Below are 26,545 nucleotides of genomic sequence, written 5' to 3' on the forward strand. Positions count from 1 at the left end.
CGGGGTGACATTTCCCGCCGGGCTGACAGCTTCCCCGCCAAGTTACCGGCGAGTTAACGTTGGTTCATGCCGATTGAGTCGTCCCGCGACGCCGTCATCGTCGCCACCGCCCGCTCCCCCATCGGCCGGGCGCACAAGGGGTCCCTGCGCGACGTCCGCCCGGACGACCTCGCCGCGACCATCGTCCAGGCCGCCCTGGACAAGATCCCCCAACTCGATCCCACCACGATCGACGACTTCTACCTCGGGTGCGGCCTGCCCGGCGGCGAGCAGGGCTTCAACATGGCCCGCGTGGTCGCCACCCTGCTCGGGCTGGACACCCTGCCCGGCGCCACGCTGACCCGCTACTGCGCGTCCTCGCTGCAGACCACCCGGATGGCGCTGCACGCCATCCGGGCCGGTGAGGGCGACGTGTTCATCTCCGGCGGGGTGGAGACGGTCTCCCGGTACGCCCGGGGCAGCTCCGACGGCCTGCCGCCGGAGGCGCAGGCCCTGGTCGGGGGCGGCTGGGAGAACCCGCGCTTCGCCGCCGCCGGTGCCCGCTCCAAGCAGCGCGCGCAGGGTGGCGCCGAGGTGTGGACCGACCCGCGCGAGGCCGGTGAGCTGCCGGACATCTACCTGACCATGGGGCAGACCGCGGAGAACCTGGCCCAGGTGTACGACGTCAGCCGCGCCGACATGGACGAGTTCGGCGTACGCAGCCAGAACCTCGCGGAGAAGGCCATCGCCGACGGCTTCTGGGCCCGGGAGATCACCCCGGTGACCACTCCGGACGGCACGGTCGTCAGCACCGACGACGGGCCGCGCGCCGGGGTCACCCTGGAGGCGGTCGCCGGCCTGAAGCCGGTGTTCCGCCCGGACGGCCGCATCACCGCCGGCAACTGCTGCCCGCTCAACGACGGCGCCGCCGCGGTCGTGGTGATGAGCGCGCAGCGGGCGAAGGACCTCGGGCTGACCCCGCTGGCCCGGATCGTCTCCACCGGCGTCACCGCCCTGTCGCCGGAGATCATGGGCCTCGGCCCGGTGGAGGCCTCCCGGCAGGCGCTCGCCCGGGCCGGCATGACCATCGACGACGTCGACCTCGTGGAGATCAACGAGGCGTTCGCGGCGCAGGTCATCCCCTCCTACCGGCAGCTGGGCATCCCGGAGGAGAAGCTGAACGTGATGGGCGGCGCGATCGCCGTCGGCCACCCGTTCGGCATGACCGGCGCCCGGATCACCGGCACCCTGCTCAACGCTCTGGAGTGGCACGACAAGACCATCGGTCTGGAGACCATGTGCGTCGGCGGCGGCCAGGGCATGGCCATGGTGCTGGAGCGGCTGAGCTGAGCGACCGCTAAAGCGCGCTCCGGGTCGCCGCCACCTCGGCGGCGGCCCGGGCCAGCACCTCCGGCTCAGGGTTGGCGGCCACCAGGTCCGCCACGACCACGCGGAGCTGGTCGGGCAGGGCGAGGTCGTTGTCGAGCCGGGGCACCACCCGCCGGGGCTCGCCCTCCGCGTCGGCGCCCAGGTTGGCGATCTCCTGCACCAACCGGTGCACCAGGTCCGCGCGGGGCATGTTGCCGTTGGCAGCGACCGCCGCCCACCGCGGCTGCTCCCAGTGCCCGACCTGACCGACCAGCAACTGCACCGCCCGGTCCAACTCCGCTGCGCTCATCGCCGCCGATTCTACGGCCGGCCGCGGGCCGGTTGCCGGGCGGACGTCAGCGGCGCAGGTAGCTGAGCAGCCGCAGCAGTTGCCAGTAGAGGAAGACCAGCCCGGTGAGCAGGCCGAACGCGCACAGCCAGGCGTACCGGCGGGGTTGGCCGTCGCGCGCGGAACGCTCGACGAGGTCGAAGTCGAGGATGAAACTGAACGCGCCGGCGATGATGGCCACCACCGAGAAGGCGTACGGCAGCCAGCCGACCTCCCCGCTCACGCTGTAGACGGCCAGCCCCGGTCGCCCGGTGATCAGGTACGACACCAGGTTGACCACGCTGAGCACGGCGATGCCGAGCAGCGTGCCGATCACCAGTCGGGCCAGCCGTGGCGTGGCCCGGACGACCCGCGCCCGGTAGAGCGCCGCCATGCCGAGGAAGACGCCGAAGGTGCCGGCGACCGCCTGCACCACGATGCCCGGGTACACCAGCTCGAAGGCGCGACTGGCCACCCCCAGCAGCAGCCCCTGGAGGATGGCGTAGCCGGCGATCGGCACCGGGTTGGTGATCCCCCGCAGCGAGATGACCAGCACCAGCACGATGGAGGCCAACGCGCTGCCGGCGAGCGCGGCGGGCAGCCACGCCGCCTGCGGCACCACCGCCCAGGACACCGCCGCCGCGGCGCCGGTGAGCAGCAGCAACCCGACGGTACGCACCACGACGTCGTCGACGGTCATCGCCTCGACGCCGCCGACGCCGAGCATCCGCCGCTCCAGCCGGCCGGTCTCGTCCATGCGGTTGAGCACCGGGTTGTTGCTGCGCACCGTCGCCTCCTCCGCCCGTACCCCTGGCAGTCACTCTGCCCCGGGCGGCCCGGCGGCGACGGGGAAACGGCCGGGACATGGTCGGGCCGGCGCCGGCCGCGCGGCGTGGGAAAGACGACGGCGCCCGCCCCCGCGGGTGCGGGAGCGGGCGCCGGTCAGCAGCGCGGACGAGGTCAGTCGTCGCCCTGGAAGTAGCTCAGCAGACGCAGGATCTCGATGTAGAGCCAGACCAGGCTGACCAGGATGCCGAAGGCGGCCACCCAGGAGTAGCGCTGGGGCAGCCCCATCCGGACGCCGTCCTCGACCTCCTTGAAGCTGAGCACGAAGCTCAGCGAGGCGACCACGATGCAGACCAGGCTGAAGCCGATGGCGAGCGGGCTGCCGTCGCGCAGACCGGTGTTGACGCCGAAGAGCGCCAGCACCAGGTTGATCAGCATGACCGCGAAGAGGCCGGCCATCACCGCGATCATGCCCTTGACGAAGACCGGGGTGGCCCGGATGACCTTCGCCTTGTAGAGCACGCCCATCAGCAGGAAGACACCGAAGGTGGCGGTCACCGCCTGGAGGACGATGCCCTCGTACAGCGACTCGAAGGCCTTGCTGACCATGCCGACGAAGACGCCCTCGACGACGGCGTACGCGATGACCAGCGCCGGGTTCGCCATCCGGGAGAACGAGATGATCAGGCCGAGCACCAGGCCGACCACTGCGGCGCCGATCCACGCCGTGCCGACCAGCGCGTCGGGCACGAGCACCCAGGCGGCCGCGGCGGAGACGCCGAGGATGCCGAGCAGGGCGACGGTCTTGACCACCACGTCGTCGACGGTCATGGGCGCCACGGTGGGCGGCGCGGCCGGGTAACCGGCCTGGGACGGGTACTGCTGGGGAATGCCGGGCTGTCCGTACGGCCCGGTCGGTGCGTACCCGGCGGAGCGCTCCCGCTCGGCCGCCTGGCCGAGCCGGGCGAGCACCGGGTTCGAGGTCTTCACTGTCTGGCCTCCCTCAGGGGGTCGTGTGCACGTGAACGTGCCACTCAAGAGTAAACGGCCGAACCCATTCGCGGAGATCATCGAGGGGGGAAGTCGGACCGGAGCGGCTGGTGCCCGGGGCGGGGGTCGAACCCGCACGCCTTGCGGCAGCCGCTTTTAAGGCGGCCGTGTCTGCCGTTCCACCACCCGGGCGGGTGACACCGGCGCGCCGACACGCACGGTGCAGTGTCACCGTAGCCGGTCGACGGCGACCCGACGTACCCCGTCACCGGTACCGCACTAGGGTCGATGCCGTGAGCAGCGCAGCCCCCACGGCCCCCGACGCCGCCCCTGGCCAGCTCCTTCGTACGTCCGAGCAGGTCACCCGTCGGTCGGTGGCCGTCCGGCTGCTGGCCGCCGTCCGCCGGCACCGGGCCGACCTGCTGGTGGCGCTGCTCTTCACCGCGCTGGCCGGCTGGCTCACCCACGGGCTCTGGCCCGACCCGTCGGGCCGCACACTGGCGCTCAACCCGGAGGACCAGACCCTCTACGAATGGTTCCTCGCCGTGGACGCGCGGGCGGTGCTCGGCGACTTCAGCCTGCTCACCGACCGGCTCAACGCCCCCGACGGGGTGAACCTGATGGCCAACACCACGGTCATCGCGCTCGGCATCGTCCTCGCACCGGTCACCCTGCTGCTCGGTGCGCCGGTCACCTTCGCCCTGCTGGCCGGGGCCAACCTGGCCGGCACCGCCGTCGCCTGGTACCTGCTGTTCCGCCGGACGCTGGGCGCCCACCGGCTGGCCGCCGTGCTCGGCGGCGGGCTGTGCGGTTTCGGCCCCGGCATGATCTCGCAGACCAACAGCCACCTGCACATGACGGCACAGTGGCTGGTGCCGGTGATCGTCTGGCTGGTGGTCCGGCTGCTGCGGGCGTCCGACCCCGGCCCCCTTCCAACCGGCGTCACGCCGACGAGCGCCGCGCCGGACCGCGACCTGCCCGTCGGGCCGGACCGACGCAAGATGATCAGCTCCGCCGCCGGGCTGGCCGCGGCGGTCACCGCGCAGGTCTTCATCGGCGAGGAGGTGCTCTTCCTCGCCGCCGGCACGCTGCTGGTGATGGCCATCAGCTACGCGCTGGCGGACCGGGACCTGGCCCGCCGGGCGCTGCCCGGCTTCGCCGGTGGGCTGACCATCGCCGCCGGGCTGGCCCTGCTGGTGCTCGGGTACCCGCTGTGGTTCCAGTTCGCCGGGCCGCAGGGGGTCGCCGACGGCATGTTCAGCCCGCACTACTTCTCGGCGGACCTGAGCAGCTGGTGGACCCTCTCCCCGCTGTCGCTGGCCGGCAGCGACGACGCGGCCAGGCTGACCACCGGCCCGGCCGAGTACAACACCTTCCTCGGCTGGCCGCTGCTGCTGGCCGCCGCCGCCAGCGCGATCTGGATGGGACGACGGCGGGTGGTGCTCGCCTGCGCGGTGGCGGCGCTGGTGATGGGCGCGCTGTCGCTCGGCCCCGAGGTGGTGCTCGGCGGCACCCGCACCGCGCTACCCGGCCCGTACGCCCTGCTGTCCGGGCTGCCCGTGGTGGACGGCGCGCTGCCGATGCGGTTCGGCCTGGCCCTGCTGCCACTGGTCGCCACGCTGCTGGTGCTGGCGCTCGACCGGGCACTGCGCGGCACCGGCCGGGCCCGGCGGCTGGTGCCGCTGGCCGTCGGCGCCGCGCTGCTGCCGCTCTTCCCGACCCCACTGCCGACCGCCGAGCGGCCCGCCGTGCCGGAGTTCATCAGCGGCGGGCACTGGCGGCAGTGCGTCCACCCCGGCGGTGTGCTGGTCCCGGTGCCGCTGCCCACCCCGAAGGAACCCTGGCCGATGCGCTGGGCGGCCGCCGCCGACGCCGGCTTCAACCTGCCCGAGGGGTTCTTCATCGGCCCGTACGGCCGGCGCGGCACCGCGGCGATGGGCACGTACAAGCAGCCCACCTCCGCCCTGCTGGCGGACGTGGCCCGGCGCGGGGACCAGCCGGCCATCGGGGACGAGCAGCGCCGGCAGGCCGCCCGGGACGTGGCCTTCTGGGGCGCCTCCTGCGTGGCGCTGGCCGACGACGCCCCGCACGTCGACAGCCTGCGCGCGACCCTGGAGAAGCTCTACGGCCCGTCCACGCGGATCGCCGACACCTGGATCTGGCGGGTCTGACCCGCCACGACGCGGCCCGCCCGCCCGCTGCCCGATGTTAGAAAGGGGCCCCTCCTATACCGGAAACGGTAAGAAGGGGCCCTTCCTTACAGCTGGGTCAGACGCGCGGGGCGCCGACCGGCTGGGACGCCTCGACGAACTCCTCACGCGGGTCGTGCAACTGGCCCAGGGCGACGACCTCACGCTTGAGGAAGAACGCCAGCGACCAGTCCACCATCACGCGGACCTTGCGGTTGAACGACGGGATCCGGCTCATGTGGTACGTCCGGTGCATGAACCAGGCCGGCCAGCCGGTCATCTTGATCCCGTACACCTGCGCCACGCCCTTGTGCAGGCCGAGGCTCGCCACGCTGCCAGCGTGCTTGTGCTTGTAGTCGACCGGCTCGCGACCCCGGATCACCAGGGCGATGTTGTCGGCCATCCGGGCCGCCTGGCGCACAGCGTGCTGGGCGCTCGGCGAGCAGAAGTTGCCCGGCTCCTTGGTCAGGTCCGGCACCGCGGCGCAGTCACCGGCGCTCCACGCACCCTCGACCACCTGGTCCCCGTCGACCACCTGGAGGGTGGGCAGGCAGGTGACCCGGCGGCGGTCGTCGCGCGGGAAGTCCGTGGCGTCCAGCATCGGCGACGGCTTCACGCCGGCCGTCCAGACGATGGTGTCGGAGCGGAAGCTGTCGCCGTCGGAGAGCTTCACCACCCCGTCGACGCAGGACTCGAGCCGGGTGTCCAGCCGGATGTCCATGTTGCGCTTGAGCAACTGCTGCACCGTGTAGGCGCCCATGTCCCGGTCGACCTCGGGCAGCACCCGGTTGGTGGCCTCCACCAGCACCCAGCGCATGTCCTCAGGCTCAAGCTCCGGGTAGTAGCGCAGGGCGTCGCGGGCCATGTCCTCCATCTCGGCGAGCGCCTCGATGCCGGCGTAGCCGCCACCCACGAAGGTGAACGTCAGCGCCCGCCGACGGACCTCGGGGTCGGTCGTGGCCGCCGCCACGTCGAGCCGGTCCAGCACGTGGTTGCGCAGGAAGATGGCCTCGCCGATGGTCTTGAAACCGATGCCCTGCTCGTGCAGGCCAGGGATCGGGAGGGTCCGGGAGACCGAACCGGGGGCGACGACCACGTGGTCGTACTGGATCTCCCGGGTCGGGCCGCTGATCGGCTGCACGATGGCGGTCTTCCGGTCGTGGTCGATCCGGCTCACCGTGCCAGCCACAACCCGGCACTTGCGCAACTCGCGCCGCAGAGGCACCACGGAGTGGCGCGGCGAGATGTTGCCCGCCGCCGCCTCGGGCAGGAAGGGCTGGTAGGTCATGTGGGGCTGGGGGTCGACCACGATGACCTCAGCCTCACGGGAGCTGAGCTTCTTCGACAGGCGCAGCGCCGCGTAGAGACCGACGTGCCCGGCACCCACCACAAGGATCCGCTTCGGGTTCACGTCATCTATCTTTCCCCGGCCGGGTCAGGTAATCCCGCTCGCGTCCCCCATCTGTGACGGAGCACAACACCTGTGACCTGCGCAACTATGACGACACGGTGGTTTACCTGCGGCGCAGCAGCCAGCCCAGCAACGCCGACAGCCCCACGGCCACCAGCAGCCCCAGCACCGTGGCCCACTGGTGGCCGGTGTCCCCGCCGATCCCCGCGGCCTGCAACAACAGCACGCCGAGCACCGCGGCGCCGAGCAGCACCGCGCCCGCTCTGAGCAGCCAACGGGTGATCAACTCGGGGTCCACCACCGCGTCGTAAGGCAGCAGCGCGGCCAGCGCGCAGAGGGTGTGCCCCAGGTAGAGCAGCGCGGCGAGGGCGAGCAACCGCCAGAGCGTCACCGGCCGGTCGTACCCGTCGGTGGCGAGAACCCAGCCGCCCACCGTCACCAGCGCCGCGAAGGTCGGCCAGACCCGGCGCGGCCCCACCGCCGGAGTCAACGCGACGAACGCCAGGAAGGCCAGCGGCCGACCGCTCAACACCTCGGCGGGGTACGCGAGCGCGAGACCGGCCAGCACGACGAGGAAGACCCCGGCCCGGACCACCAGCGCGGCAGGGCTGATCCGTCCGACGCCGCGTTGAAAGCCGCGAACCCGCCCGACCATCACGTCGATCATCTGGCCGGCCTCTCGTTCGCGACTGCGGGGCTCGCAAGCTCACTCCTCGCGCTCACCCTGCTCACCGTGCTCACCGGCCCCCCACCCTCGGGGCGGTGGCCAGCCGGGCCACGTCCCGCAGCACCTGGTCCAGGCTTCCCGCGCCGGCCCAGCGCACCACCGGCACGCCATGCTCCCGCAGTTGCCCGATCATGGTTTCCCGGTCCAGCCGCCACAGGCGGTACGCCACCTCGGCCCAGCCACGCTCCTTCGGTGGCGGCAGGTCGGCGGGGAGCGTGTCGACCGCCACCACGAACCGCCCGGCGCGGGCCAGCCGGGCCAGCATCTGCGCCGATCGCTCGTCCAGCAGCGGGGTGAGCACCACCACCAGCGCGTCGGAGGAGAGCACCTGCGGGCCGAACACCTGGTCGTACGGCTCGTGCGGGGAGGACTCGGCGCGCACGTCGAGCAGCCACTCCAGCACGGTCAGGTACTGCCGGCGACCGGTGGCCGGGCGCAACCGGCGCGCCCCCGGCCCGTACTCCAGCATCGAGACCCGGTCGCCGCGGTGCAGGTAGTGCTCGGCGATCGCGGCGGAGGCCCGGACGGTGGTGTCCAGCACCGAGGCCGCGCCGCCGACGCCTCCGGAGCGGCCCGCCTCGGCCAGCAGGTCGAGCAGCAGCACCACCTCGGCGTCCCGATCGGAGAGGGTGGCCGCCACGTGCAGTTGCCGGGCCCGCAGCGAGACCCGCCAGTCGATGCGACGCAGCCGGTCACCCGGGCCGAAGATCCGTACGCCGGCGAGTTCGCCGCCCTCGCCCGGCCGCCGCGAGTGGTGCGCGCCGACCAGGCCGGCGGCCCGAGGCATCGCCTCCACCGCCTCGAACGGCTCGGTACGCGGATAGACGCGGACCCGGACCGGTTCGGTGATCACCGCGCGCGAGACCAGCAGGCCGCCCGCCGTGGCGACCCGGGCGCCGGCCGGGCCGACCCGGTGTCGGCCCCAGCGCAGGGCCTTGCCGGCCAGCTCCAGGTCCACGGCGGCGGCGGTGGGCACCGAGGTCACGAAGGGGCGGTCGGCGATGGACCGGCCGGTGCCGGCGGCGGCCGGCTCGTCGCCGGGGGCCGATCCGGCGCCGGTGGTCGAGGCGTCCCGGGCGAAGCCGGCCCGCTCGATCCGCAGCCACGGCGAGACCCGGGCCCGCACCACCACCAGGTCGTAGTCGACCGTGTCCGGATTGCCCACGGTCACCGCGGCCCTCACGTCGCCGCCCTCGACCAGCGGAGCGTCGTCGGGGGTGACCCACACCTGCGGCAGCGCGGTGGGCCGGCGGCGCAGCGCGTACGCCGTGCCGAGCGCGAACGGGGTGGCCAGCACGATCAGGTCGACCCGCCCCAGCAGTACCCCCGCCACCACGAGCAGGCCGACGAGCAGCACCGCGCGGCCGAGCGCCCAGGTCGGCGCCCAGCCGGGGGCCGGCTCCGGTTCGGCGGATCGCTGCGCGGGCACGGTCGGTGCGGTCATCAGCGCCCGGGTCCACCGGCGGCGTAGCTGGGCAACGCGCCGCTGGCCGGTGCGGGGGTGCCCTCCAGGACCTCGCCGACCACGAACGACGGGTCGACCCGGCGCAGCCACATCTCCGGGCGCAGAGTGATCCGGTGCGCCAGCGCGGGCACCGCGACCTCCTTGACGTCCTCCGGCACCACGTAGTCCCGGCCGTTGAAGACCGCCCGGGCCCGGGCCAGCAGCAGCAGCGCCAGCGAGCCGCGCGGGGAGGCGCCGACGAGCACCGACGGGTGCTCCCGCGTGGCCGCGGTGACCGACACGATGTACCGGCCGATCGAGTCCTCCACCACGACGTCCTCCAGGGCCGTCTGCATCGCCCGCAGGGTGGCCGCGTCGACCACCGGCTTGATCTCCGCCTCCTCGCGGCGGCGGGCCATCCGGCGACGCAGCACGTCCCACTCCTCCTCGTGCTCGGGGTAGCCGAAGGAGACCCGGAGCAGGAAGCGGTCCAGCTGCGCCTCGGGCAGCGGATAGGTGCCCTCGTACTCGATCGGGTTGGCGGTGGCCAGCACGTGGAACGGCTCGTCCAGGCGGTAGGTCACGCCCTCCACCGAGACCTGCTTCTCCTGCATCGCCTCCAGCAGCGCGGACTGGGTCTTCGGCGGCGTGCGGTTGATCTCGTCGGCGAGCAGCAGGTTGGTGAAGACCGGGCCTGCTCGGAAGGCGAAGTCGCCGGTGCGCTGGTCGTAGAGGAACGAGCCGGTGACGTCGGCGGGAAGCAGGTCGGGGGTGAACTGGAGGCGCCGGAAGTCCAGCCCGAGCGCCTGCGCGAAACAGCGCGCGGTGAGCGTCTTGCCCAGCCCGGGCAGGTCCTCCAGGAGCACGTGACCGCCGGCCAGGATGCCGGCGAGGACCAGCTCCAGGGCGTCCCGCTTGCCGACCACGACCGAGCCGACCGCGTCCAGCACCGCCCGCGCCAGATGGCCGACCTCGGCGGCGGGCATGCTCCGGTCCACGTCGTTCATCAGATCTTCTCCAGTTCGGCGACGACAGCCGCGAGGTCGCGCGGCGAGGGGGTGCGGCGGGGCGGGGTCTCCAGGAACGTCCACAGCCGGTCGCCCAGCAGGACGCGGGCACGAGCCGGATCCGACTCGCGGGTCACGCCGTGTTTCAGGCGCAACTGCTCGTCGGCGAGTTCACCCAGTCGGGGCAGGACGACACCGGTGAAGCGTTCGGGCCGGGTAGCGGACCAGTCCAGGGGTGTTTCCCAGCGGTTGATCGCGGTACGCAGCGCATCCCGGCTGCCCCAGTGGTAGCTGCCGTCCTCCTCGCTGCCGGACGCCCGGGCGGCCGGCAGCGGGGGCGGCGGGGAGAGCAGGGTGGTGACCCGGCGGACCGCCTGCACGGCGAGCACCCCCGCGACCAGCACCGGCAGCGAGACGGTGAGCCCGACCGCGCGCAGCCCCGCGACCAGCACCACGACCAGCGCGGTGGCGACCCCGAGGAACCGGAGCACCGCACCGACCCGGCCGCCGCGCGCCTGCGGACCGGTCGGCGTCGGCTCCTCCTCGAAGGCGAGCAGGTCGTCGATGCCGATGCTGCCGCTCATCCCGGCACCTCGCTCTGCGCCACCGCGGCCAGTTCGCCGCGCAGCCGGCGCAGCGCGGCCCGGGCCTGGTCGCGGGTACGTTCGTCGACCGGGCGGGTGGTGTACCGGGCCTCCCGGTAGACCTGCGCGAGCTCGGCCAGCACGTCGGCGCTCACGATCGCCGACACACCGGCCGACGGGTCACCACGGAGCAGCCGGGTGACCAGGTCGGTGGGGGTGTCGCCGGCCAGCCGGGGAACACCCGCCGCGGCGGCGGCCTCCTCCAGCCGGACCCAGCAGGCGATCACCGCGACCCGGGGATCGGTGTCGGTGTCGTCCAGCTCGACCAGGCCGGCGTCGAGGGCGGCGACCACCTCGCGCGCGGTGCCCTCGGGAGTACGCCGGGACCACTGCGCTGGCAGCGCCCGGGTGACGCGGCGACGCAGCGCGCCGCGGATCAGGATCCAGGCGACGTAGCTGAGCGCGACGAGCATGGCCAGCCCGAGCAGGACCATCGCCACCGTCGCGATCCACTGTGGGATGTGCGCCTGGGTCGCCTCGCCGGCGTCCCGGGGCTCGACCGGAATGGACGACGGCGGCTGCTCCGTCGGGTACTCGGGGACCCAGGGCACCTGCTCCACCGGCGGCACACGACTGGCCCCGATCGACGAGTGCGCCGCGGCCAGGCCGGCCCCGGCGAGCAGGGTGACCACCGCGCCCACCGGCCACCACCGCCAGATCAGGCCGACCACCGGGCGGACGATCCCCGACTCCGTAGGGGGGTACGCCGTGGTCGGTCGCATCAGGTCCGTCATAGCCACCGCCCCACCCGTTGTCAGTCGACCCCGGCCAGCTGCTTCGCCCGGCCGAAGACGTCGTCCAGCATTCCCGGCGTCAGCCGCCCGGTAAAGGTGTTCTGCTGGCTGACGTGGTAGCAGCCGAGCAGATCCGGCGCGGCCGCGCCGGACCAGTGTGCCCCATGACCGAAGGCCGGTCGCGGGCTGGGCGGGCGCAGCCCGTACACCTGTCGCAGCACCGGCCACCACGCGGCCCAGGCGAACGCGCCGAGCGCGACCACGACGCGCAGGGTGGGCCGGATCAACGTCACCTCGCGGTGCAGCCAGGGCGCGCAGGTGTCCCGCTCCTCGGGGGTGGGCTTGTTGTCCGGCGGGGCGCAGCGCACGGCCGAGAAGATCCGGGTATCCCGCAGGGCCAGGCCGTCGTCGGCGGCGACGCTGGTCGGCTGGTTGGCCAGGCCGGCCCGGTGCAGCGCGGCGAAGAGCACGTCGCCGGAGCGGTCCCCGGTGAAGATCCGGCCGGTGCGGTTGCCGCCGTGCGCGGCCGGGGCCAGCCCGAGGATGGCGATGCGCGCGTCGGTGACGCCGAAGCCGGGCACCGGTCGGCCCCAGTACACCTGGTCCCGGAAGGCGGCCCGGCGGGTGCGGGCCACCTCCTCCCGCCACCGGACCAGTCGGGGGCAGGCGAAACAGTCACTCACGGCGGCGTCGAGGTCGGCCAGGTCGGTCGCCCGCGCGGCGTGGGCGACCACCTGCTCGGGGGTACGCGGCTCAGCCAAGCTTGGCCCGGAAGAGTTCGAGGGTGCGGGCCCAGGCGCTGGCGGCGGCGCGCTGGTCGAACGCCTCCGGTCGGTCGTCATTGAAGAAGGCGTGCGAGGTGCCCGGGTAGTCGTAGAGCTGGCAGGTGCCGCCGGCGGCCTCGATGGCGCGGCGGGCCGTCTGCACGCCCTCGGCGGTGGAGGTGCCGTCCTCTTCGGAGCAGTGGATGACGGCGGCCTTGCCGGCGTAGTCGGACCAGTCGGGACGCATGGTCTCCCACGGCAGCACCGGGTAGAAGCCGACGCTGGCGACGATCCGTTCGGAGAGGGTGGCCGACCAGAGGGCCAGGCTGCCGCCGGCGCAGAAGCCGACCGCTCCGACCTTGCCGGTGACCTCGGGGCGCTCGGCCAGGTAGTCGGCGGCGCCGGCGATGTCCCTGGCCGCCTCGTCCATCCGCATGCCCATCAGCAGGCGCTGCGCCTCGTCCGGCTCGCCGGTCGTCTCGCCGTGGTAGAAGTCCGGGGCGAGGGCGACGAACCCGGCCTCCGCGAACCGGTCGGCCACCGACCTGATGTGCGGGACCAGACCCCACCACTCCTGGACGACGATGACGGCGGGGCTGGCCGCGCCGCTGGCGGGTATCGCGAGATACCCCTCGCTCATCCCCCCGTTGCTGCGATAGCTCACCATCTCGCCCATCGGCCGTCCTCCTAGCGGTCAGTCATCGTTGGCTGGTCGCCCAGTGGTCCTACGTGCCGGTAGCCTGCCATGCCACGCCCGCCCCGGGAAGACGCCGGAACAGTGGCATTCACCTCCCGTTCGCCGAGCGGTGACTGCGGGTACACCGACGGCGGCGGGGGAACGTCCCCCCGCCGCCGTCGGTGTACCGCTACCGCCTACCGGTGCGTCCGATCAGGCCTTCTTGGTCAGGCAGAGCAGGTAACCCTTCTTGCCCGGCTCGATGCTGTAGAAGACGTACCCCTCCTCGCCCTCCTTGAGGTACTGGTCGCACGCGGTGCTGGACTTGGCCTGCGCCTCGGTCTGCCCGTCGATCCGACCGACCACGTTGAACGCGGCGTCGGTGGAGGTGCACTCGACGACCTTGGCGCCGTCGACCTCCTCCTCCTGGGTACCGGTGACCTCGGGCAGCTCGGCGATGCAGTCGCCGGCCTTGGCGTCTGCGGTCTCGTCCTTGTTCAGGAAGTTGCCGATCGTGGTGGCGAGACCGAACTTCAGGCCAGCGATGACGACGAACACGACGATCGCGCCGATGATGCCGAGCGCCTTCCTGCCGCCAGGCTTCTTCGCCTCCGGACCGACCGGCGACGGCGACTCGACGGCCGGCTGGGGCTGCGCGGCGTCGGACGCGGGGTGCGGTGCGACCTGCTCTGACACGGGGGTTCCTTCCGAGGGGTGGATGAGCAGACGACACCGTAACGACCAATGATCTCCGCCGCCGCCCCGGCGGCCTCATCCGTTCAGCCAATTCCCAGGCAGGTGTGCATGATCCTGTTCACAGGGCCGTTCAGCCGGTCGCGGTGGGACGGGGCGCGCCGCTGGGCGTGCCGGTCGGGTCCATCGTGGCCGGAGCGGTGGCCGTCGCGGTCGGCCGCGGCGTCGCGGTCACGCCGGCGCTCGGGGTAGCTGGCGCCGGGGCGGGCACGCCCGGGACCCCGAAGGGGGCCTGGTTCGGGCAGTACGGGTACGGCCGCAGCAGCGGCTTGTCGTCGACGCCGTACGGGGAACAGTCCGGGTAGCCGAGCCGGATCGGGTCGCCGTTCTGGTCGAAGAGGCGGGCGTTCTCCACCAGCCGGCCCTCGCTGTCGTAGACGAAGACGTCCCGCACGCGGTCGTAGGGGTTGTCCACCGACATCTGGTCGTAGCCGTACGGGTCGCGGTTGAGGTAGCCGGCCCGGTCCTCCGCGTTGACCACCGCGGCGAGCGCGAACACCACCAGCGCCGCGCTGGCGACCTGCATCGCCGACCGGGGCCAGCGGCTCAGGTTGGCGGAGCGACGGCCGAGCCAGATCGACGCGAGCACGAAGGCGACCAGCATGACGAGGCCCGCGATCAGCTCGCCACCGAAGCGGGGCAGCAGGCCGAACGTGCCGCCGGTGGACATCACCGTGACCAGCATGGCCGCCAGGTAACCGCGCAGCACCCACCAGCCGGGGCGCAGCAGCCGGAGGAAATCGCTGGCCGTCGCGTACCCCAGGGGTGGGCCGAGTCGGGTGTCGAGCGCGCGCAGCCGGCCGCGGACCCGGACCACCGCGGCGGCCACCCGCTGGTCCAGGTTGCGCCCGGACGGTGGCGCGCCGGCCGCGGCACGCAGCTCGGCGGCGTACGCCTCGGGCTCGCCCAGCCGGTCGACCAGGGAACCCTCGGCCTCGGCGGCCACCTCGGCGAGGTGGTCGGGCAGGTCCTCGGTCAGCTCGTCGCGCCGTGCCGGCGGCAGATCGGCGAGGGCGGCCCGCACCCGCGCCACGTAGTCCGCGATCTCCTGCTCCATGACGGTCATGCCGCCATCCCCCGATCGTCGAGCAGCGTGTCCATGGTGGTGGCGAACGATCGCCAGAGCTTGCCGGAGCGGGTCAACTGGTCTCGCCCGGCGGCGTTGAGCGAGTAGTACTTGCGGTGCGGGCCGGCCTCGCTGGGAACGACGTAGGTGGTGAGCAGGCCGGCGGCGAAGAGGCGGCGCAGCGTGCCGTAGACCGAGGCGTCGCCCACCTCCTCCAGCCCGGCCTCCCGGAGCCGCCGCAGGATGTCGTAGCCGTAGCCGTCCTCCTCCCGGAGCACGGCCAGGACGGCGAGGTCGAGCACGCCCTTCAACAGTTGGGTGGTGTCCACGTATTGCACACTAGTGTGCAGTGCGAAGTAGTGCAACGACGTCGGGCCGATTGCCGGTCCGGCCCGTCGTTACGAGAGGCTCCAGGCGATGCCGTCGAGAATGTCGTGCTCGGAGGCGACCACCGAGGGCATCCCGGCCCGCTCCATGATCACGCGGAGCACCAGCGCGCCGGCACCGATCACGTCGGCCCGGCCCGGGTGCATCACCGGGTTGGCCAGCCGCTGCTCGCGGGTCTTGCCCAGCAGGTCGGCGGTCACCCGCGCCACCGCGTCACGGGACACCCGGGCGTGGTGGATGCGCTCCGGCTCGTACTGCGTGAGGCCCTCGGCGATCGCCACCACGGTGGTGACCGACCCGGCCAGGCCGACCAGCGTGGCCGCCTCCCGACCGGGCACCACCGCCAGTGCCCGGTCCACCGCCGCCGCGATGTCCGCCTCCGCGGCGGCCACCTCCCGCGCCGTCGGCGGATCGCCGTGCAGGTGCCGCTCGGTCATCCGGACGCAGCCGATGTCCATCGAGATCGCCGCCCGTACGCCGCCGGCCCGGTCGCCGACCACGAACTCGGTGGAGCCGCCGCCGATGTCGACCACCAGGAACGGCTCCTCGGCGTCGGCGGGCAGCCCGCGCACCGCGCCGGTGAAGGAGAGCCGCGCCTCCTCGTCACCGGTGACCACCTCCGGCGCCACGCCCAGGGTGCTACGGACCATGTCGGTGAAGTCATCGGCGTTGGCGGCGTCCCGCGACGCCGAGGTGGCGCACATCCGTACCCGCTCCGCGCCCAGCTTCTCGATCTCGCTGGCGTACGACGCCAGTGCCACGCGGGTGCGCTCGATCGCCTCCGGCGCCAAACGGCCGGTGCGATCCACGCCCTGCCCGAGCCGGACGATCTCCATCCGGCGGCTCAGATCGGTCAGCGGCGCCAGCGGCCCGGCCGACTCCTCGGGCAGGTCGGCGACCAGCAGTCGGATCGAGTTGGTGCCGCAGTCGATGGCGGCCACACGCGTCGTCACGTCGACAACCCTACGGCAGGACCAGCGGCCCTCCGGCGGACTGCCCGGTCGGGAGGCACGCCTCGGAGCAGTCCTCCGACGACTCCGGCCCGGTCCCGAGCAGCCGCGCTCCGAGCCAACCCCGCCGCCGGCCGGCCGGGGTCAGAGCCGCAGCAGCATCCGGGTGTTGCCCAGCGTGTTCGGCTTCACCCGTTCCAGGTTCAGGAACTCGGCGACACCCTCGTCGTACGACCGCAGCAGCTGCTCGAAGACCGGCTGCGGCACCGGGGCGCCGTCGATCGCCTGGAAACCGAAGGAGGCGAAGAACCGGGTCTCGAAGGTGAGCACGAAGATCCGGGCCACCCCCAGCTCCCGGGCCGCGTCGATCAGCTCGCCCACCAGCCGGTGACCGATCCGCCGGCCCCGGCAGGACGGGTCGACCGCGACGGTACGGATCTCGGCCAGGTCCTCCCACATGACGTGCAGCGCGCCGCAGCCCACCACCACGTCGTCGGAGGCCCGGACCGCCACCCGGAACTCCTGCACGTCCTCGTACAGGGTGACGGTGGCCTTGCTCAGCAGCCGCCGGTCGTCGGTGTAGGTGTCCACCAGCCGCCGGATGCCCCGCACGTCGCCGGTGCGGGCCCGCCGCACCAGGATCTGCGCCTCGACCTCCCGCGCCGACGGCCCGGCGTTCGCGTTCATTCGGCCGCCGGTACGTCCACGCACGGCCCCGCGGTCCACCAGGGCTCGACCAGGGCCAGCGTCTCGTCGCCGAACGGGTTGACTCCCGGGCCGGCGCCGAGCGCGTGCCCGAGGTGCACGTGCAGGCACTTCACCCGGCCCGGCATGCCACCCGCCGAGATCCCGGCGATCTCCGGCACCTGGCCGATGGCCTCGCGCCGGGCGAGGTAGTCCTCGTGCGCGGCCCGGTAGTGGGCGGCCAGCTCCGGGTCGGCGGCCAGCCGGTCGGCCATCTCCTTCATCAGCCCGGCCGACTCCAGCCGGCTGCACGCCCCGGTCGCCCGGGGGCAGGTCAGGTAGTACAGCGTCGGGAACGGGGTGCCGTCGGCCAGGCGGGGCGTCGTCTCCACCACGTCCGGCAGCCCGCACGGGCAGCGGTGGGCCACCGCCCGGGTGCCCCGGGGCGGGCGGCCGAGCTGCGCGGCCACCGCGGCCAGGTCGGCCTCGGTGGCCGGTTCGCGCTGGGGCAGGGGTACGGAATCCGCCGCCGACTCCGGCGGTGGCAAGACAGTCACAGTCACTCCTGGTACGTCGGTGGCTGGCAAGGAAGGGCACCCTGTTAACGCCTGAGGTATAGGAAGGGTCCCCTCCCAACGTGTCAGGCGGGGATCAGCCGGGTCGCTGGCTGTCCGCCGCCTGGACGCTCGACCAGAGCGTGTCGTACCAGGTCCGCGGGGCGGCCGGCGCGGTCGACGTGGCCGACTTCCCGGCGTCCCGGGCGGCGCCCTCCGGGTCGTGCAGCACCACCATGATCTTCTCGCCGGGACGGCCCATGAAGAACCGCTCCCGGGCCTGCGTCTTGATGTACTCCTGGTCCTTCCACTTCGCGGCGAGGGCGGCGAGGTCGGCGATCTCCTTCTCCTGCGCCGCCTGGGAGGCCTCCATCCGCTCGATGTCGGCCTGCTGGTCCAGGTAGACCCGGACCGGGTAGGTGTAGGCCAGAGCGAGCGCGATCAGCACCGCGAAGAGGACGGTGGCCCGCCCGGTGAAGCGACGGGGATGGGGTGCGGCGAGCCGCTTGACGGCACCGCCGGAAGCGGTCCGCCGGGCGGCGGCGGGCCGGTTCGCGGACCGTCCGCCCTCGGCGCCCCGGACCGCGCTCGGCGCCCGGCCGGCGGCACCGCGCGGCTCGGCGCGCACGCCGGACTCCCGGACCGTTGCCCGGGTCGGCCGGCCGCCGCCCGGCCGGCCGGACTGACCCGGCCGACGGGCGGGACGCTGACCACCCGGTGTGCGGCGCTGCTGCATCGTCACACCCCTCCCCCGAGGCTTCGTGCGTCTCAGGCCGAACGGTAGCGCGGGAACGCGCCGGCGCCGGCGTAGCGCGCCGCGTCGGCCAGCTCCTCCTCGATCCGCAGGAGCTGGTTGTACTTGGCGACCCGGTCCGAGCGCGCCGGCGCACCGGTCTTGATCTGCCCGCAGCCGGTGGCCACCGCCAGGTCGGCGATGGTGGTGTCCTCGGTCTCGCCGGAGCGGTGGCTCATCATGCACTTGAAGCCGGCCCGGTGGGCCAGGTCCACCGCGTCCAGGGTCTCGGTCAGCGAACCGATCTGGTTCACCTTGACCAGCACCGCGTTGGCCGCCTTCTCCGCGATGCCCCGGGCGATGCGCTGCGGGTTGGTCACGAACAGGTCGTCGCCGACGATCTGGATCCGGTCACCGATCGAGGCGGTCAGCGTCTGCCAGCCGGTCCAGTCGTCCTCCGCCAGCGGGTCCTCGATCGACACGATCGGGTAGTCGCCGACCAGCTTGGTGTAGTAGTTGCTCATGTCCTCGGCGGACTTCGCGGCACCCTCGAAGGTGTAGGTGCCGTTGTCGAAGAACTCCGTGGCCGCCACGTCGAGCGCGAAGACGATGTCGGTGCCCAGGCGGTAGCCGGCCTTCTCGACCGCCTCGGCGATCAGGTCCAGCGCGGCCGCGTTGCTGGGCAGGTTCGGGGCGAAGCCGCCCTCGTCGCCCAGCCCGGTCGACAGGTCCCGCTTCTTCAGCACCGACTTCAGCGCGTGGTAGACCTCCGCGCCGGAGCGCAGCGCCTCGCGGAAGCTGGGCGCGCCGATCGGCGCGATCATGAATTCCTGGACGTCGACGTTGGAGTCGGCGTGCGCGCCACCGTTGAGGATGTTCATCATCGGCACCGGCAGCAGGTGCGCGTTCGGGCCACCCAGGTAGCGGAAGAGGCTCAGCTCGGCGCTGCCGGCAGCGGCCTTCGCCACCGCGAGGGAGACCCCGAGGATGGCGTTCGCGCCCAGCTCCGACTTGGTGTCCGTGCCGTCGATGTCAAGCATCTTCTGGTCGATCAGCCGCTGCTCGCTGGCCTCGTACCCGATGATTTGGTCGACAATCTTGTCCTCGACGTTGGAGACCGCCTTCTCCACGCCCTTGCCCTGGTAGCGGTCGGCGTCACCGTCGCGCAGCTCGATCGCCTCGAAGGCGCCGGTGGAGGCGCCGGAGGGCACCGCGGCGCGGGCCACCGTGCCGTCGTCCAGGCCGACCTCGACCTCGACCGTCGGGTTGCCCCGCGAGTCGAGAATCTCCCGGGCGACGATTCCCTCGATGGTTGCCACTGAGTCGCTCCTCGTTGTTGTGATCCGGTCCGTGGGTGGGCCGCGACGGTGCGGCTGAGGCAGGTGTTGAACGCAGCGTATCGGGCCACGGGAACGGACACGGCGTCGCCCGCGCACCCGAGTGGCCCCAACGTGACGGACATTCCCGGATTTCCGTGCGTCAACCGGCAACGGGTTTGCGCCGCGCGGACCCGATCGAGCAGTCTGGTCGCCATGCCCGCCGCCTCGACCACCCTCCGCATGCTCGCCGTGTCGGTCATCGCGTCGCTCACGGTCACCGGCTGCCAGACCTTCGACGACGCCGGTCGCGCCATGGGCCGGGCCGATCTGGTCAACGACCTCGCCGTCCGACTCGACCGGGCGTTGGAGCTCACCTACTCGGCCGACTACCAGCTGCCCGGCGGGAAGACCGCCGCCATCGTGCAGGCACAGGATCCGGTCCGCTCCGCGTACACCTACCCCGGTGGGCGGCTCACCGTCACACCCGAGGCGACCACCCGGTGCACGGCGACCGACGGCCGGACGGTCTGCACGCTGGTGGCGCCGCCAACGCCGGGGACCAAGCCCACCGTGGCCCTCTTCGCCGAAGCCAACAAGCAGGGCCTGGTCACCCCGCCGGTGGTGGTGGGGCTGCTGACCGCAGCCGCGCTCGACCCGCAGGCGGTCATCGCGCAGAGCGACACCACGGTCGCCGGGCACCACGCCACCTGCGTCGAGGTGCAGCGCTCGGAAGGCGACTTCACCGCCTGCGTGACCACCGAGGGGGTGCTGGGCAGCTTCACCGGGCCGGTCGACGGCAAGCCGATGGAGCTGGCGCTGAGCCGCTACACCGAGTCGGTGGAGAGCACCGCGTTCGAGGTACCGACCGGTGCCGGGGTGGTCGACCGCCGACCGGGCGGCGACTCATGAGCGGCCCCCTCCCGCCCACGCCGCATCGCCGGGCGCCGCGGTGACCGACCCGGCCGGGTCCGCGCCACAGCCCGACGGGTTCCGGCCGGGCGCGGACCGGAGCCGACCACCCGCTGCCGGCGACCTGGCGCTGCCGGTGACCGGTGCGAAGTTGACGACCTCCGCCGACGGTCGGCTGCTCCGGGTCGGCGACCTGCCCGCCGACACCGACTGGGTGCCGCTGGGCACCCTCGACGGGACGCCCGCCTGGGCCACCGAGCTGACCTCGGCCGAGGGCGTCCCGGGTCGACCGCGGGGATGGGCGGCGCTGGCGGCCGAAGTGCCCGAACCGCTCGCCACCCTGGCCGGCCGGGCGCTGGCCGTCGTCACCTGGCGGCGTACCCACCGGTGGTGCGGAGCCTGCCGGGCCGAGCTGGCCGACGTGCCCGGCGAATCCTCGCGGCGCTGTCCCGACTGCGGCCTGTACGTGCCGATGCAGCTCTCCGCCGCGGTGCTCGTCGCGATCACCCGGCCCGGTCCGGCGGGCAGCCCGGACGAGCTGCTGCTGGTCCGACACGCCACCGGGCCGACCGGGCTGTGGGCGCTGGTCGCCGGCTTCGTCGAGACCGGCGAGACCATGGAGGCGGCGGTGCACCGCGAGGTGCGTGAGGAGGTCGGGCTGACCCTGGACGCGCCGACCTACTTCGGCAGCCAGCCGTGGGCCATCTCCGGCCCCGGAGTGCTGCTCGCCGGCTTCACCGCCCGCGCCGCCGACCCGCACGCCGAGCCGGTGGTCGACGGACGGGAGCTGACCGAGGCCCGCTGGTTCGGCCTGGACGCGCTGCCGGCGGAGCTGCCGCCCGCGTACTCCATCGCGCGCTGGCTGATCGACGCCACGGCGACCGCCGCGCGGCACTGACCCCGACGGCGCGGCCCGGCTATTCGCGCGGCGGACCCGCCGGTCCATGGTGGACAGGCCACGGCTGAACCGGATCCGGCCGGGCCCCGTGTGGATGCCGAACCGCATCCGGACGTCCCGGAGGCGGGTAGACACCGTGGAGACCCCGACATGATGCGCAAGCACCTCGCGCCCTTCGTCGCCCTGTTGGCCGTCGGCATGGCCACGCTCACCGCGTGCGGCTCGACCCCGGAGGCGCCGCAGCCGGCGCGCGCCGAGGCGACCACCAGCCCGGCCGCGCCATCCGCAGCCGATGACCTGTCGCTGCTTGCCGGCACCGCGAAGTCCAACAACTCGCCGCCCGGCACCGGTGACTGGGCCGTGCCGGACGGCGGCATCGCGCCCGCGGCCGTACGGCAGACGGCGCAGAAGTGGGTCCAGCTGACCGCGAGCCGGGCCGGTGACCTCAACCCCGTGGTGGTCAACGGGGCCGGACTGACGCTCTACCGCTTCGACAAGGACAGCAACAACCCGCCCACCTCGAACTGCTCCGGTGACTGTGCGGCGACCTGGCCGCCGGTGACCGTCACCCCGGGCGGCAAGATCTTCATCGCGGGCATCAGGAAGGCGGACGTCGGCACCGTCCGGCGCGCCGACGGCACCCGTCAGGTCACCATCAACGGCTGGCCCGTCTACCGCTTCGCCAAGGACACCAAGCGTGGCGACACCCTCGGGCAGGGCATCGGCGGCACCTGGTTCGGCGTGACCCCGACCGGCGGCAAGGCCGGCGTACCGGCCGACGACCAGACCACGCCGGACGCCAGCGGGTCGACGGCTCCCCCCGCCACCAGCGCCGTCCTCTTCGACGACGCCAACTTCAGCGACAACGGCGCCTCCCAGGGTGCCGCCGGCAGCGGTTGCCGGAACCTGAGCCGTCCCGGGGTCGCCTCGTCCGTCGCGGCGCCCGGCTCGCTGAAGCTCTGGACGGGGCGAGACTGCACCGGTCGCTCGACGGTGATCAACGGTGACGTCGCCGACCTGGCCACGATCGGCTTCGACGACGCCGTGGCCTCGGTGCGCTTCAACTGAGCGACGCTCCCCACCACGGGTGTGCCGTCCGGCTTCGCGCCGGACGGCACACCCGTCGTCGTAGGCGCGCGCCGGTGGCCCGGCCGGCGGTGACCAGGAGCGAGAGGTACGGGTGCAGGACGATTCGGCGGAGGCGGGCGGCGCGTCTCATCGCGGCCCAGGTGGCCTAGGTGGCCTAGAGCTTCGCGGTGGCGTACGCCTTGCCGTCCGTGGTCTCGACCCGCACGGCGTCGACCTGAGCGGGGTCGATCAGGGCGCTGCCGTCGAGCGTCGTGCCGTCGGTCGCTCCCTTCGGGGACACGAGCCAGCTACCTGCCTGCACGGTGGCGCCGTCCTTGCCGATCACCATGAGTCGGCAGCGTTCCCCGGCGGGAACGCCGGAGACGGCGGCATTGACCCGTACCCACCCGGCGGCGGGCGTGACGGCGACGGTGATCCGGGCACCGGTGGTCGGGTCGGTGGCGCCGGCGTACCGCGTCGCCGGGTCGGTGGAGGTCATGCTCGTCGACGGCGCGGGCTGGGCGGTGCTGTCCGGTGACGCCCCGGTCGTGCGGCCCAGCAGGACGCCACCCGAGATGGCGGCCGCGACGACCACGGCAGCCGCGGTGCTCCGCAGCAGCCCCCGGCGCTGGCGCTGACCGGCCGATTCGCTGCGGACCTGGCGCAGGGTCCGCTGCAACATCAGGTCGCCGCCCTCGGGCGGGCCGTCGAGCAGCATGGCCTCCGGTACCGCGCCGAGTGCCGTCTTCCACCCCTGCAGCGACTCGACCTCGGCCCGGCACTCCGCGCAGCCCGCCAGGTGTTCCTCTACCTGCCGGACCTGCTCCTGGTCGAGCGCGCCCAGCAGGTAGCCGCCGATGTCCACGTGGTCACTGGCCGGCATCGCGCTGTCGGATTTCATGAGGCAGACCGTTCCACCCCGGCTGGGCGACCCGCGATGTCGCGGAGCGCCCGGAGTGCGTAGTAGGAGCGTGACTTGACCGTGCCCGGCGGGATGCCCAGCGCCTGCGCGGCTTCCGCGACTGTACTCCCCAGTAGGTATACGTGTTCCAGCACCTCACGGTGCTCCCGGGACAGGCGGTTGAGCGCGTCGACCACCACCACCGAGGCCACCACCTGCTCGGCGTGATCCCGCTCGACGGCGACGTCCGTAGGGCTCTCGGGCACCTCGGCCGGCCGTGCCCGGCGGGCGCGGACCGTGTCGGTGACGATGTTGCGCACCACGGTGAGCAGCCAGCCCCGGACCGAACCCTTGCCGTTGACCAGACTGTCCGGGTGGCGCCAGGCGCGCACCAGCGCTTCCTGGACGACGTCCTCCGCCGCCGCGCGGTCGCGGGTCAACTGCGTCGCGTACGCGAGCATCGCGCGACCGTGCTCCTCGTACAGGGATCGGACCAAGGCTTCATCCGCGACCTCTTGCCGCCGAACGGGTTTCGAACCCGCCATACCTACCACCCTCTGCTGGCCCACGATGCCGATCTTGATCGGTGCCCAGACAGGATGCGGGAGTGCTCTTCGTATGCGGAAGATCACGGACGAATGTGTATCTTCCGTCACTTATTTGCTGTGTCAACTATCTTGGCCCGTCGGCGCGGCCGCCTTGCCGCCGTCCGGGGCCACCACGAACCAGGCCCCGTCGACGCCCTGCCCGGAGACCTGGCCGGGCACCCGATCCTCGGCGAAGCGGTACACCGGCCAGCCGCCCACCGTCACCTGCTGGGTGCCGTCCGGGCGGGCCGCGGCCCCGAGCTTGGCGGGGTCCAGGTTGGCGAACGTGATCTTCTCGCTGACCAGCACCGGCAGCCACCGCATGAGACAGCCCTCGGTGCAGGTCGACCGCGACGGCGCGGAGCCGTCGTTGTCGAACCGGTAGAGGGTGAAGCCCTGCCCGTCGAGCACCACCGGCCCCAGCTCCGGGTTGTCACCGAGTTGCAGCGACGCCGGCCAGTAGCCACCGTCGGGGCTGCGCCGCCCGAGGTCGTTCTGCGCCGCTTCCGGGTTCGGCTGCTGGACCGTACTGCTGTCCGGCCGGGGCACGGCGACCGGATCGGTCACTGTGGTGGTGCACCCGGTCACGAGCAGCGCCACGGCGAGCGCCACGGAGCCGACCAGCGGACGAGGGATGAGGGCCTTCATCGCCACACCGTTCCTTGAACAGTCGAAGACAGGAGACACGGCCTCAGCCCCGGGTGACCGAGGTGACGCCGCCGCGTGGGCCGGGGCGGTCGAGGTCGAGCCCGAGCACCCCGACGTCGAGGGAGCCGTCGGAGCCGGCCTCGAAGCGCCAGGCCGCGTTCGGCGCCTCGCCGACGACCAGCACGGCCGCCGAGTTGCCCGAGACCGCCGCCAGCGCACCCAGCCGTTCCACCTCGGCCGGTGGGATCGAGGCGGTGACCAGTACGAGGTGGTCGCGCAGTCCGCCGGACGACGAGGCGTCCACCGTGCCATCCGCCGGCGGCACCGCGTCCCGTACGTCGGCGGTGACGCGGATCCGTCCGGGACGGGGCCACAGCTGAGGTGGCGGGCCGACGACGGTGATCGTCGTGGCCGGATCGCGGCTGATCTCGTCGAGGAAGGCGCCCGCGATACGCAGGGCGCTCGCCTCGTCCCCGGTGAGCGCCACGATCCCCGGCGCACGACCCAGGTTGACGACGGCCAGCTCGCCGCCGACCGTGCCCACGGTGGCCAGCAACGGCAGGCCGGACCGGCCGTCGCCGCCCTGGTCGAGCTGCCAATTCGGCGCCTCCCAGATGGCGCCGCGCTGCCGGGCCTGCCACGGGGGCGGGGCCTGCGGCAGCGCGGGCGCCAGCCGCAACGAGACCCGGTCGGGGCCAATCAACGCCGCGTACACCTGGGCGTGGTCGGCCTGCGTGGCGAGCTGCCGCAACGCGCGGTCCAGGACCGCCCGGGAGTCGGGCGGCACCGACGGCGGCGCCACGGTGACCGGACGACGCCGGCGCAGCAGGAGCGGCACCAGCGCGGCGGCGGCCAGCACCAGCAGTACGCCCACGCCGAGCAGCACCGCCACCAACGGGTGAAGGCCGAGGATCCGAGAAGCGCCGCGCTCCTCGGTCGCGGTCGGCTGAGCCGCCGACGTCGCCGCCGGCTGCGGCTGACCGGACGCCGGTGCGCTCGCCCGCTGGCCGGCCGACGGCGTGGCGGGCTGCTGGTCACCGGGCGGCGGATCCGGCCGCTGGTTGGCCGGCGGTACGGCCGTCGGCGGCGCGCCGATCCGGATCTCACCGGAGGCCGCGCCCTCGGGCAGGACGAAAACCCAGCCCGCCCGGAGCTCCTGCCCGGGCTCGGTCAGCACCATCCCGTCCGGCTGCACCCGACCCTTGTTGAGCTTGTAGAGCTCCGGCCAGCGGTGGCTGTCGCCAAGGACGCGGTCGGCCACACCCGGCAGGGTCAGCTCACTGGGAGTGCCCGGCTCACCGGGGACCACCCAGTACGGCACCGCCGGCTCCACGGCTCCGGCCGTGCCCGGCGTCAGCGGTAGCAGCAGGACCACGAGTATGGCGGCGGCGAGCAACCGCGCCATGCCGGGCCAGGACGGGCGGCGTTCGGCGGCACGGGGCGGCCTGCGCATTCCTGCTACCTCACTCACGGCGTGGCCGGCTCGTCGGTGGTCTGGCCGGCGGCGCCGCGCAGGGCGCTGGCGAGCAGTCGCATCGCGCGCGGGCCGGCGGGGTTGAGCAGCACGTCGAGGCCGGTCGGCAGCAGGCGGAGCAGCTCGTACAGGTCGACCTGCCGCCAACCGGGAACGTCGAGCCGAGCCTGGTCGGCGGCCCCGGTGACGACCACCACGCAAGCGACGCCGTCCGGGGCCGACGCCACGAGCATGTCGCCTGTCTCGTCGAGCGCCACCTCGACGACGCTGTCCCGCAGCGCCAGCAGGATCAGGTCGGTATCGGCTCGGCCCGTCGCGACGAGCTTCACCGCCGCGTCCACCGGGCTCGTCGGCGAGTCCGCGTTCCGGGGACGGTAGAGCGGGTTGGCTTCGAAGGGTCCGACAGTCCCGTCTTCGTCGACCAGCCAGCCGCCGACGATGGTCTCCACCGGGGGTACGTCCGCCGCGTCCGGACCCTCGTCGCCGGACCCGTCCCATTCGCTGTCCAGCAGCAGCATCCAGTTGCGCTGGCTGGTGGACTCGTTGCGCTCGTTCATCGGCCGTCCC

General features: G+C 73.2%; 29 protein-coding genes and 1 tRNA gene. 5 read left to right on the plus strand and 25 right to left on the minus strand.

What is annotated here, in order from left to right; genetic code table 11:
- The first annotated feature begins 66 nt into the window (after window positions 1–66).
- The gene (locus tag ACFOW4_RS21640; protein WP_377530523.1) at window positions 67–1,329 is read left to right on the plus strand and encodes an acetyl-CoA C-acetyltransferase; all 1,263 of its coding nucleotides are present in this window, start codon (window positions 67–69) and stop codon (window positions 1,327–1,329) included.
- 7 nt (window positions 1,330–1,336) lie between these two features.
- Here ACFOW4_RS21640 and ACFOW4_RS21645 read toward each other — a convergent pair whose 3' ends face one another.
- From ACFOW4_RS21645 to ACFOW4_RS21660, 4 genes are all read right to left on the minus strand, one after another.
- Window positions 1,337–1,657: a hypothetical protein gene (locus ACFOW4_RS21645; RefSeq protein ID WP_377530526.1), complete on the minus strand. Its 321-nt coding sequence runs from the start codon at window positions 1,655–1,657 to the stop codon at window positions 1,337–1,339.
- Window positions 1,658–1,703: 46 nt separating this feature from the next.
- A complete protein-coding gene (locus ACFOW4_RS21650) occupies window positions 1,704–2,462 on the minus strand; it encodes a Bax inhibitor-1/YccA family protein (RefSeq protein WP_377530528.1) in 759 nt (252 codons plus the stop codon).
- 173 nt (window positions 2,463–2,635) lie between these two features.
- The gene (locus ACFOW4_RS21655; protein WP_377530531.1) at window positions 2,636–3,451 is read right to left on the minus strand and encodes a Bax inhibitor-1/YccA family protein; all 816 of its coding nucleotides are present in this window, start codon (window positions 3,449–3,451) and stop codon (window positions 2,636–2,638) included.
- Between the two features lie 108 nt (window positions 3,452–3,559).
- Window positions 3,560–3,643: transfer RNA gene (locus tag ACFOW4_RS21660), tRNA-Leu, on the minus strand.
- A 101-nt stretch (window positions 3,644–3,744) separates the two neighbouring features.
- Here ACFOW4_RS21660 and ACFOW4_RS21665 point away from each other — a divergent pair.
- Window positions 3,745–5,622, plus strand: coding sequence for a hypothetical protein (locus ACFOW4_RS21665; protein ID WP_377530532.1), 1,878 nt, complete (start codon window positions 3,745–3,747; stop codon window positions 5,620–5,622).
- A gap of 97 nt (window positions 5,623–5,719) precedes the next feature.
- Here the strand turns inward: ACFOW4_RS21665 and ACFOW4_RS21670 are convergent, their stop codons facing one another.
- The 16 genes from ACFOW4_RS21670 to eno form a co-directional block, all read right to left on the minus strand.
- A complete protein-coding gene (locus ACFOW4_RS21670) occupies window positions 5,720–7,051 on the minus strand; it encodes an NAD(P)/FAD-dependent oxidoreductase (protein WP_377530534.1) in 1,332 nt (443 codons plus the stop codon).
- Window positions 7,052–7,154: 103 nt separating this feature from the next.
- Window positions 7,155–7,715, minus strand: a complete 561-nt coding sequence (locus tag ACFOW4_RS21675; protein ID WP_377531677.1) for an LPXTG cell wall anchor domain-containing protein — start codon at window positions 7,713–7,715, stop codon at window positions 7,155–7,157.
- Between the two features lie 73 nt (window positions 7,716–7,788).
- Complete coding sequence (locus tag ACFOW4_RS21680) at window positions 7,789–9,222, minus strand: DUF58 domain-containing protein (RefSeq protein WP_377530536.1); 1,434 nt, start codon at window positions 9,220–9,222, stop codon at window positions 7,789–7,791.
- On the minus strand, window positions 9,222–10,229 hold the full coding sequence (locus ACFOW4_RS21685) for an AAA family ATPase (RefSeq protein WP_377530537.1): 1,008 nt from the start codon (window positions 10,227–10,229) through the stop codon (window positions 9,222–9,224). The genes ACFOW4_RS21680 and ACFOW4_RS21685 overlap by 1 nt, the downstream gene beginning before the upstream one ends.
- Window positions 10,229–10,813 (minus strand): hypothetical protein, encoded by a 585-nt coding sequence (locus ACFOW4_RS21690; RefSeq protein WP_377530539.1) that lies wholly within the window; start codon window positions 10,811–10,813, stop codon window positions 10,229–10,231. The genes ACFOW4_RS21685 and ACFOW4_RS21690 overlap by 1 nt, the downstream gene beginning before the upstream one ends.
- Entirely contained in the window at window positions 10,810–11,607 is a 798-nt protein-coding gene (locus tag ACFOW4_RS21695; RefSeq protein WP_377531680.1) for a DUF4129 domain-containing protein, read from the minus strand. Before ACFOW4_RS21695 ends, ACFOW4_RS21690 begins: the two co-directional genes overlap by 4 nt.
- Before the next feature lie 20 nt (window positions 11,608–11,627).
- Entirely contained in the window at window positions 11,628–12,368 is a 741-nt protein-coding gene (locus ACFOW4_RS21700; RefSeq protein WP_377530541.1) for a uracil-DNA glycosylase, read from the minus strand.
- Window positions 12,361–13,047, minus strand: a complete 687-nt coding sequence (locus tag ACFOW4_RS21705; protein ID WP_377530542.1) for a dienelactone hydrolase family protein — start codon at window positions 13,045–13,047, stop codon at window positions 12,361–12,363. Before ACFOW4_RS21705 ends, ACFOW4_RS21700 begins: the two co-directional genes overlap by 8 nt.
- Window positions 13,048–13,260: 213 nt before the next feature.
- The gene (locus ACFOW4_RS21710; RefSeq protein ID WP_377530544.1) at window positions 13,261–13,743 is read right to left on the minus strand and encodes a hypothetical protein; all 483 of its coding nucleotides are present in this window, start codon (window positions 13,741–13,743) and stop codon (window positions 13,261–13,263) included.
- A 130-nt stretch (window positions 13,744–13,873) separates the two neighbouring features.
- Entirely contained in the window at window positions 13,874–14,866 is a 993-nt protein-coding gene (locus tag ACFOW4_RS21715) for a hypothetical protein (protein ID WP_377530546.1), read from the minus strand.
- Window positions 14,863–15,195 carry a PadR family transcriptional regulator gene (locus ACFOW4_RS21720; RefSeq protein WP_377530548.1) on the minus strand — a complete coding sequence of 111 codons (333 nt, stop codon included), beginning with the start codon at window positions 15,193–15,195 and terminating at the stop codon, window positions 14,863–14,865. The genes ACFOW4_RS21715 and ACFOW4_RS21720 overlap by 4 nt, the downstream gene beginning before the upstream one ends.
- A gap of 69 nt (window positions 15,196–15,264) precedes the next feature.
- Window positions 15,265–16,194 (minus strand): exopolyphosphatase, encoded by a 930-nt coding sequence (locus ACFOW4_RS21725; protein WP_377531682.1) that lies wholly within the window; start codon window positions 16,192–16,194, stop codon window positions 15,265–15,267.
- Window positions 16,195–16,347: 153 nt separating this feature from the next.
- On the minus strand, window positions 16,348–16,890 hold the full coding sequence (locus ACFOW4_RS21730; protein ID WP_377530551.1) for an amino-acid N-acetyltransferase: 543 nt from the start codon (window positions 16,888–16,890) through the stop codon (window positions 16,348–16,350).
- Window positions 16,887–17,444 carry a DUF501 domain-containing protein gene (locus tag ACFOW4_RS21735; protein ID WP_377530553.1) on the minus strand — a complete coding sequence of 186 codons (558 nt, stop codon included), beginning with the start codon at window positions 17,442–17,444 and terminating at the stop codon, window positions 16,887–16,889. The genes ACFOW4_RS21730 and ACFOW4_RS21735 overlap by 4 nt, the downstream gene beginning before the upstream one ends.
- A 94-nt stretch (window positions 17,445–17,538) precedes the next feature.
- The gene (locus tag ACFOW4_RS21740; RefSeq protein WP_377530554.1) at window positions 17,539–18,177 is read right to left on the minus strand and encodes a septum formation initiator family protein; all 639 of its coding nucleotides are present in this window, start codon (window positions 18,175–18,177) and stop codon (window positions 17,539–17,541) included.
- 32 nt (window positions 18,178–18,209) lie between these two features.
- On the minus strand, window positions 18,210–19,493 hold the full coding sequence (eno, locus tag ACFOW4_RS21745) for a phosphopyruvate hydratase (protein WP_377530556.1): 1,284 nt from the start codon (window positions 19,491–19,493) through the stop codon (window positions 18,210–18,212).
- 213 nt (window positions 19,494–19,706) lie between these two features.
- Between eno and ACFOW4_RS21750 the strand changes: the two genes are divergently transcribed.
- From ACFOW4_RS21750 to ACFOW4_RS21760, 3 genes are all read left to right on the plus strand, one after another.
- Window positions 19,707–20,402, plus strand: coding sequence for a hypothetical protein (locus ACFOW4_RS21750; protein ID WP_377530557.1), 696 nt, complete (start codon window positions 19,707–19,709; stop codon window positions 20,400–20,402).
- A gap of 40 nt (window positions 20,403–20,442) precedes the next feature.
- Window positions 20,443–21,300, plus strand: a complete 858-nt coding sequence (locus ACFOW4_RS21755; RefSeq protein ID WP_377530559.1) for an NAD(+) diphosphatase — start codon at window positions 20,443–20,445, stop codon at window positions 21,298–21,300.
- A gap of 150 nt (window positions 21,301–21,450) precedes the next feature.
- Complete coding sequence (locus ACFOW4_RS21760) at window positions 21,451–22,368, plus strand: hypothetical protein (RefSeq protein WP_377530561.1); 918 nt, start codon at window positions 21,451–21,453, stop codon at window positions 22,366–22,368.
- A gap of 175 nt (window positions 22,369–22,543) precedes the next feature.
- Here ACFOW4_RS21760 and ACFOW4_RS21765 read toward each other — a convergent pair whose 3' ends face one another.
- From ACFOW4_RS21765 to ACFOW4_RS21785, 5 genes are all read right to left on the minus strand, one after another.
- Window positions 22,544–23,269: a zf-HC2 domain-containing protein gene (locus ACFOW4_RS21765; protein WP_377530562.1), complete on the minus strand. Its 726-nt coding sequence runs from the start codon at window positions 23,267–23,269 to the stop codon at window positions 22,544–22,546.
- The gene (locus ACFOW4_RS21770; RefSeq protein ID WP_377531685.1) at window positions 23,266–23,814 is read right to left on the minus strand and encodes a sigma-70 family RNA polymerase sigma factor; all 549 of its coding nucleotides are present in this window, start codon (window positions 23,812–23,814) and stop codon (window positions 23,266–23,268) included. Before ACFOW4_RS21770 ends, ACFOW4_RS21765 begins: the two co-directional genes overlap by 4 nt.
- A gap of 123 nt (window positions 23,815–23,937) precedes the next feature.
- A complete protein-coding gene (locus ACFOW4_RS21775; protein WP_377530563.1) occupies window positions 23,938–24,504 on the minus strand; it encodes a hypothetical protein in 567 nt (188 codons plus the stop codon).
- Window positions 24,505–24,547: 43 nt separating this feature from the next.
- Window positions 24,548–25,957 (minus strand): hypothetical protein, encoded by a 1,410-nt coding sequence (locus ACFOW4_RS21780; RefSeq protein WP_377530565.1) that lies wholly within the window; start codon window positions 25,955–25,957, stop codon window positions 24,548–24,550.
- A gap of 14 nt (window positions 25,958–25,971) precedes the next feature.
- Window positions 25,972–26,535, minus strand: coding sequence for a type VII secretion system-associated protein (locus ACFOW4_RS21785; RefSeq protein ID WP_377530566.1), 564 nt, complete (start codon window positions 26,533–26,535; stop codon window positions 25,972–25,974).
- Window positions 26,536–26,545 lie beyond the last annotated feature (10 nt).

Source organism: Micromonospora sp. GCM10011542 (assembly GCF_042650685.1).
Lineage (GTDB): Bacteria > Actinomycetota > Actinomycetes > Mycobacteriales > Micromonosporaceae > Micromonospora.

What these genes read in the sequence shown, in the direction of transcription:
- ACFOW4_RS21640 (WP_377530523.1), top strand. Translation starts at nt 67, where the DNA reads ATGCCGATTGAGTCGTCCCGCGACGCCGTCATCGTCGCCACCGCCCGC.
- ACFOW4_RS21645 (WP_377530526.1), bottom strand. Translation starts at nt 1,657, where the DNA reads ATGAGCGCAGCGGAGTTGGACCGGGCGGTGCAGTTGCTGGTCGGTCAG.
- ACFOW4_RS21680 (WP_377530536.1), bottom strand. Translation starts at nt 9,222, where the DNA reads ATGACCGCACCGACCGTGCCCGCGCAGCGATCCGCCGAACCGGAGCCG.
- ACFOW4_RS21685 (WP_377530537.1), bottom strand. Translation starts at nt 10,229, where the DNA reads ATGAACGACGTGGACCGGAGCATGCCCGCCGCCGAGGTCGGCCATCTG.
- ACFOW4_RS21690 (WP_377530539.1), bottom strand. Translation starts at nt 10,813, where the DNA reads ATGAGCGGCAGCATCGGCATCGACGACCTGCTCGCCTTCGAGGAGGAG.
- ACFOW4_RS21695 (WP_377531680.1), bottom strand. Translation starts at nt 11,607, where the DNA reads ATGACGGACCTGATGCGACCGACCACGGCGTACCCCCCTACGGAGTCG.
- ACFOW4_RS21705 (WP_377530542.1), bottom strand. Translation starts at nt 13,047, where the DNA reads ATGGGCGAGATGGTGAGCTATCGCAGCAACGGGGGGATGAGCGAGGGG.
- ACFOW4_RS21715 (WP_377530546.1), bottom strand. Translation starts at nt 14,866, where the DNA reads ATGACCGTCATGGAGCAGGAGATCGCGGACTACGTGGCGCGGGTGCGG.
- ACFOW4_RS21730 (WP_377530551.1), bottom strand. Translation starts at nt 16,890, where the DNA reads ATGAACGCGAACGCCGGGCCGTCGGCGCGGGAGGTCGAGGCGCAGATC.
- ACFOW4_RS21740 (WP_377530554.1), bottom strand. Translation starts at nt 18,177, where the DNA reads ATGCAGCAGCGCCGCACACCGGGTGGTCAGCGTCCCGCCCGTCGGCCG.
- ACFOW4_RS21750 (WP_377530557.1), top strand. Translation starts at nt 19,707, where the DNA reads ATGCCCGCCGCCTCGACCACCCTCCGCATGCTCGCCGTGTCGGTCATC.
- ACFOW4_RS21760 (WP_377530561.1), top strand. Translation starts at nt 21,451, where the DNA reads ATGATGCGCAAGCACCTCGCGCCCTTCGTCGCCCTGTTGGCCGTCGGC.
- ACFOW4_RS21765 (WP_377530562.1), bottom strand. Translation starts at nt 23,269, where the DNA reads ATGAAATCCGACAGCGCGATGCCGGCCAGTGACCACGTGGACATCGGC.
- ACFOW4_RS21770 (WP_377531685.1), bottom strand. Translation starts at nt 23,814, where the DNA reads ATGGCGGGTTCGAAACCCGTTCGGCGGCAAGAGGTCGCGGATGAAGCC.
- ACFOW4_RS21775 (WP_377530563.1), bottom strand. Translation starts at nt 24,504, where the DNA reads ATGAAGGCCCTCATCCCTCGTCCGCTGGTCGGCTCCGTGGCGCTCGCC.
- ACFOW4_RS21780 (WP_377530565.1), bottom strand. Translation starts at nt 25,957, where the DNA reads ATGCGCAGGCCGCCCCGTGCCGCCGAACGCCGCCCGTCCTGGCCCGGC.
- ACFOW4_RS21785 (WP_377530566.1), bottom strand. Translation starts at nt 26,535, where the DNA reads ATGAACGAGCGCAACGAGTCCACCAGCCAGCGCAACTGGATGCTGCTG.